At 38.6% G+C, this 4,629-nt stretch carries 4 protein-coding genes; 2 read left to right on the top strand and 2 right to left on the bottom strand.

The genetic code is table 11. The annotated features are described in order from the left end of the window. Nucleotides 1-362 precede the first annotated feature (362 nt). Nucleotides 363-1,355 (bottom strand): quinolinate synthase NadA, encoded by a 993-nt coding sequence (gene nadA, locus WKT20_RS17570; protein ID WP_117701228.1) that lies wholly within the window; start codon nucleotides 1,353-1,355, stop codon nucleotides 363-365. Between the two features lie 451 nt (nucleotides 1,356-1,806). Between nadA and WKT20_RS17565 the strand changes: the two genes are divergently transcribed. Then, complete coding sequence (locus WKT20_RS17565) at nucleotides 1,807-2,352, top strand: RNA methyltransferase (protein ID WP_040312435.1); 546 nt, start codon at nucleotides 1,807-1,809, stop codon at nucleotides 2,350-2,352. 53 nt (nucleotides 2,353-2,405) lie between these two features. Here WKT20_RS17565 and WKT20_RS17560 read toward each other — a convergent pair whose 3' ends face one another. Next, on the bottom strand, nucleotides 2,406-3,011 hold the full coding sequence (locus WKT20_RS17560) for a DUF4294 domain-containing protein (protein WP_340417822.1): 606 nt from the start codon (nucleotides 3,009-3,011) through the stop codon (nucleotides 2,406-2,408). Nucleotides 3,012-3,091: 80 nt separating this feature from the next. Between WKT20_RS17560 and WKT20_RS17555 the strand changes: the two genes are divergently transcribed. Continuing rightward, the coding region (locus WKT20_RS17555; RefSeq protein WP_340417821.1) for a helix-hairpin-helix domain-containing protein at nucleotides 3,092-4,629 on the top strand (1,538 nt) is incomplete at its 3' end.

Genomic DNA, 4,629 nt, shown 5'->3' with positions numbered 1-4,629 from the left:
CGTTTCACTTATGAGAAACCTATGTTTTCGGAAGCAGAAACATACGTTTTTCTTACCGGAAACGTAAGGTTCAGCTCCGGAAAACATAAAAAACGATGATTCATTTTTGATTTATCGCATTTGCATCAGCACATTTTTCACACGATATTGAGGAAAAGAAGAAACGTATGGACATAAAAAAAGGAGTTCCGCTGAACTCCAACCTTTGTTAACCTTAAATCTAATACTATGAAAAACACGATGCAAAGGTACGGACTTTCTGGAATTATGCAAGTTTTGTGTGCGTTTACATGTGTTTTATAACATACATTAAGAAGCCGTATTCTCGCTTTAAAAGCCATTAACAAGCAAGCTGAGACTTTTTAAAGTCCCAACTTGGCAGATATTTCCAACATTTTCTGAATAGGTTTAATGGCTTCCTGAGCGATGGCTTCGTCCACATTGACTTCCGGCCATTCGTATTTCAGGGTATTGTACAACTTTTCAAGCGTATTCAGGCGCATGAAGTTGCACTCGTTGCAAGCGCAGGTGCTGTCTTCAGGAGGCGCAGGAATAAAGTTCTTTTCCGGACATTTTTTCCGCATCTCATACAGAATACCGCTTTCTGTGGCTACGATAAAGTCTTTCTTGTCGCTGGCCATAGCGTATTTCAGCAATCCGGCTGTAGAACCGATTTTGTCTGCTAATTTGGCCACAGCCCCCTTGCATTCCGGATGAACCAATACCTGTGCATCGGGATACTGCTTTTTCAATTCGATAATCTTTTCCACAGAAAATTTCTCATGTACATGGCAAGCACCGTCCCATAACAGCATCTGACGTCCGGTAATTGAGTTGATGTAATTTCCAAGGTTCTTATCAGGACCGAAGATCAGTTTTTCATTTTCCGGGAAACTTTCCACAATCTGACGGGCATTGGTCGATGTCACTACCACGTCAGTCACCGCCTTGACGGCAGCACTTGTATTGACATACGAGATTACCTTGTAACCGGGATGGTCTTTTACGAAAGCAGCAAACTTATCAGCCGGACAGCTGTCAGCCAAAGAGCATCCGGCATTCAAGTCGGGAATCAACACTTTTTTGTCCGGACAAAGTATCTTGGCGGTTTCACCCATAAAGTGTACTCCGCACATCACAATAATCTTTGCATCCGTTTTGGCAGCCCACTGAGCCAGTGCCAGACTGTCTCCAATGAAGTCTGCTATTTCCTGTATTTCGTCAGCCTGGTAGTAGTGGCCCAGAATTACGGCATCTTTTTCACGACACAGTTTTTTGATCTCCGCTTTCAGGTCAAGCGCTTTTTCTACGGGTTCATCCACATAACCCTTTTTCAACCATTCTTCTTTCTTCATTATTAGATTATATTTTTTCTTCTTTTTAAAAGAAACAATGATACTGATAATATCCCGTTAATAATGTTAGTAAAAATAACACCCTTTTTTTTGTTTTTCCGTTATCAGCATCCGGGTGAAGGATATGAATAACTGATAAACATGCTTACGTATTGATAATTTTGATTTTATCTATACTATTAACAATTTGTTGATACGTTGCAAAGTTAAAAACTTTTCGTGTATTCATTCCTGAAAATTCGGGAAGAATGTGTTTAAACTGTCAGTGAAAATTATCTCTAACTTTTTTGGATTGTTGGTTTTGAGCGTGCTATAATCTATTTGTGGAATAATGCAAGAAATAATTTTCATTTTCTATGCGCGCGTTTTTTACACCTTTTCCACCGTTTTCAACAAGGTTATGAATATAGTTTTTATCTTTGCAGACAAACGCATACCAAATATACGAAAAATGTCTGAATTAAGAAAACTGAAGATTACAGAGATGAACCGCCTGACGGTGGAGGAGTTTAAGGAAGTAGATAAGTTGCCGTTGGTAGTGGTGCTGGATGAAGTTCGCAGTTTGCATAACATAGGTGCGGTGTTTCGTACCTCTGATGCGTTTCTGGTGAACTGTATTTATCTTTGTGGCATTACGGCTACACCTCCTCATCCGGAAATGCACAAAACGGCCTTGGGAGCGGAATATACAGTGGACTGGAAGTATTTTAAGCATACGCAAGATGCTGTAAATGAACTTCATAATGACGGATATACAGTGCTGGCCATCGAACAGTGTGCCGGAAGTACACTACTGGATGAACTGGTACTGGAGAAAGGCCGGAAATATGCCATTGTATTAGGAAATGAAGTGAAAGGTGTGCAGCAGGAAGTGGTAGACATGTGCGACGGTTGTATTGAAATACCTCAGTTCGGTACAAAGCATTCACTGAATGTGTCTGTAACGGCAGGCATTATGATATGGGAATTTGCACATAAACTGTTCAAATTGCGTTGAACACTACCTGTGAATATCTTATTAATATGTTGTTAATTTATTGATTTACATAGTTATAATTGTCCGTTCTCAACAAGTGTAACTACTCTTTCTACCATCTTGTCGTCATCTTCAGGATGGTATTCTTTTTTTAGGCTGGCCCCGAATAAGGCTGCAAATACCTGATAAAATCCCGCTTTAAAAGGTCCCATGAAAGCTTTCACCAGCTGATAAGATGATTGGTTGCATTCGCGGTTCACCAGTTTGATAAGCAGCTTTCCTTGTGAAAAAGTCAGTTTCTTCATGCGGGCGGTGTATTGTTCCTTCAATCCTTTTTCTACCATTTTCATGTGTTGCTCCTTGGCTTTCTGGTTGGGGAGCGTTTCCATGTATTCGTATGTCTCGATGACTGCCCGCTTGATTTCTTTGGCCAAAGGAAGTGTTTTTTTCACATCCCGTACTAATTTGTAGTAATATCTTTCTTGTCTTTTGTTTTTAAACTTGAGTTTGGGGTAAACGTAAATGTTTTTCAGCGTTATACAAGGTATAGTGTCTCCTTCATAAACGCATACGGGAACTCTGTATCCTTTACCGGATGTAACAGGAGATACTTGTTGGGCATGAATTTCTGAAAGGAAGCTTAGCCCAAAGAAGATGAGTATGTAAAAACATGTCTTCATGCCCGCAAAAATAGAAATAATATTCAGATTACGTGATATAATTAACGTATTTATAGTATGTGTATAACCTGGTGAATAACATGTGGAAAAAGTGTATTTCTCTTTGTGTATCAGCATTTTTAATCTGTTTAAATGTATGTGCCCAGTCTTCCTGGATGGAATGGGAGGAACAGATTGGAGAAGAGGCAAATTTGTCTTCTTGGGAAGAACTGTATGAAAACTTGAGTGAACTGGCTGAACATCCGTTTAATATTAATACGGTAACGAAGGAAGAGCTAGAACAATTGCCTTTCTTATCAGATAAAATGGTGGAAAATATTCTTTACTATGTGTATAAATATGGACCGTTGGTCAGTTTGAATGAATTATGGGGAGTGAAAGGAATGGATAAACAGACACAAACTTTCTTAAAGGATTTTGTATATGTGGGTAACTCGGTGGAAAAACGGGCGTTTTCCTGGAAAAACTTGTGGAAATACAATAAGCAGGAAGTATGGATGCGGACAGATATTCCTTTAAATGAAAAGGCGGGGTATGCGGATATTCCCTTGGGTGAAGAAGAGAAATTTGCTTCGAAACGGTATTATGGAGATCCGTATTATTTGAACCTGAGATATAAATTTCAGTTTCAGCAGAAAGTTTATGTAAGTTTGGCCGCAGAAAAGGATGCGGGAGAACCGTTCTTCAGTCTTTATAACCGGAAAGGATTCGATTTTTACAATGCCTCTGTTCAGTTAAATGATTTCGGCAAGTTGCATACGCTGGTATTAGGAAACTACAAAGCCAGTTTTGGATATGGACTGGTAATGAACATGGGGTTTAGTATGGGAAAATACACTTCCTTTTCCACATTAAATCGTGCAGGGAAAGGATTGAGCAAATATACTTCGATGAATGAAGCGAATTATCTGCAGGGAGCAGGTGCTTCCTGGAAATGGAAGAATCGCTGGTTATTGACAGGTTTTGTTTCTTTCCGTAATAAGGATGCTACGGTGGATAATAAGTGTATAACTACGTTGAAAACTGATGGCTATCATCGTTTGAAGAAAGATATGGAAAAGAAGAATGCCGTATTCAACACCTTAGTTGGTAGTAATTTAACTTATGATGGTAAATATTTTGAAGGTGGATTTACAGCTGTTTATAATGTTTTCAACAAGGTGTTAAATCCGACGGAGCGGTTGTACAATCGTTATTATCCTCGTGGAAGATATTTCTATAACGTAGGAGTGAATTATAAATGGTATAAAGGGAAATTTGTATTCTCTGGTGAAACGGCAGTAGATAAGCAGGGAAAGATTGCCACGTTGAATCAACTGATTTATTCACCGGTTGTGAATACTTTCTTGATAGTTATCAACAGATACTATGACAAGAAATACCAGAGTTTATACGCAAACGGATTTGGAGAGAATTCTAGGTTACAAAATGAAACTGGACTTTTTATTGGTTTGGAAACAAGCCTGTTAAGTAAGATTAAATTGTTATGTTATGGTGATTTATTTTATTTTCCATGGTATCGTTACTTGGTAGATAAGAAAAAGACCATAGGAATGGAAGGAGTGTTTCAAGCATCTTATTCACCGTTAAATTCACTGGATATGTTAATAAAGTATAG

Source organism: Phocaeicola sp. ICN-14070 (genome assembly GCF_037892625.1).
GTDB classification, from domain to species: Bacteria; Bacteroidota; Bacteroidia; order Bacteroidales; family Bacteroidaceae; genus Phocaeicola; species Phocaeicola plebeius.
Note: the sequence above shows the minus strand (reverse complement) of the source record. Positions and strands in the feature narration are given on the sequence as shown.

What these genes read in the sequence shown, in the direction of transcription:
- WKT20_RS17560 (WP_340417822.1), bottom strand. Translation starts at nt 3,011, where the DNA reads ATGAAGACATGTTTTTACATACTCATCTTCTTTGGGCTAAGCTTCCTT.
- nadA (WP_117701228.1), bottom strand. Translation starts at nt 1,355, where the DNA reads ATGAAGAAAGAAGAATGGTTGAAAAAGGGTTATGTGGATGAACCCGTA.
- WKT20_RS17565 (WP_040312435.1), top strand. Translation starts at nt 1,807, where the DNA reads ATGTCTGAATTAAGAAAACTGAAGATTACAGAGATGAACCGCCTGACG.